This is a genomic window from Streptosporangium sp. NPDC002524 (assembly GCF_040295985.1).
GTDB lineage: Bacteria > Actinomycetota > Actinomycetes > Streptosporangiales > Streptosporangiaceae > Streptosporangium.
Window position 1 is genome coordinate 1 of sequence record NZ_JBEOWK010000092.1, and the last position, 1,005, is coordinate 1,005.

General features: G+C 35.7%; 2 protein-coding genes. Both read left to right on the forward strand.

All coding sequences use genetic code 11. From position 1 onward, the window contains the following. Positions 1-99: glycosyltransferase-like membrane protein (locus ABT053_RS43555; protein ID WP_502991977.1), on the forward strand; the 99-nt coding region annotated here is incomplete at its 5' end. Between the two features lie 497 nt (positions 100-596). Continuing rightward, the coding region (locus tag ABT053_RS43420) for a hypothetical protein (RefSeq protein ID WP_502991976.1) at positions 597-1,005 on the forward strand (409 nt) is incomplete at its 3' end.

Consider the following 1,005-nt stretch of genomic DNA (forward strand, 5'->3'; position numbering starts at 1 on the left):
GAAGCAGGAAGAAGTCGGTATCTAATACAATTTTTACCAGCCATTATACTATTATCATCAATAGGTTATTTTAAAATGAATAGCTCCAAAAGCTCATAATTTAAGTTTTAAGCACGATCAACCCTTAATCGGATAAATTTATAACTCACTCATTTAAACAGGATCTAACGTTCAAAAAATGCTATTCTCGTGTCTTTTATCCGAAAAGCCTTTCCTGCGTTAGTTCTTTCAGAAAATAATGTTCTCTTTTTTAATCGAGGAGTACAAGCGGAGCGACAAAAGCAAACAGGGGATCTTGAACTTGTCGCTCACTTTTGCTATACTAAAGCCCTTAAACATAAGTAAAAGCGCTAATTTAGCGCTTTTTTTGTTGATTTTTTGGAAAACTTTGCAACAGAACCTACTAGACAAAAGATCGGCTCCTAAAAATGGGTTTGTGATAAACACCATTTTAAAGGAAGCTGGTCTTTTTTGTCCGAACAGCGTCGGATTAATTTTACAATCTACCTATTAACCAAAATATCAAAAAAAGCGTATCATTGAAAGCGTAATGATTAAAACGTTTTTTACAAACGTTATAGAGGGGAGAAGTTAATATGGACTTAGTCGAAGAACTAGTCAATGTTGTTGGTAAAAAAAATGTTATTACTAACAAAGCAAAATCTTTACGTTTTAGGAAAGGGTACCGCTCAGGTAAGTGCGATGCAGTTGCATTCGTATTTCCAACCACTTTAATGGCAATGTGGCGTGTGCTTAATGTTTTGCATGATAACAATATTATCATTATTATGCAAGCAGCCAACACTAGTTTGACTGAGGGATCCGTACCAGCCCCAGGTTATGACCGTTCTGCAGTTGTTGTGAACGGCATGAAAATTAAAGATTTACAGTTAATCAATAATGGGGAACAAGTACTAGCATTCCCCGGTACGACACTGTTTCACTTAGAAAATGAATTGCGACCACTTAAACGTGAACCACATTCAGTCATTGGCTCATCTAATT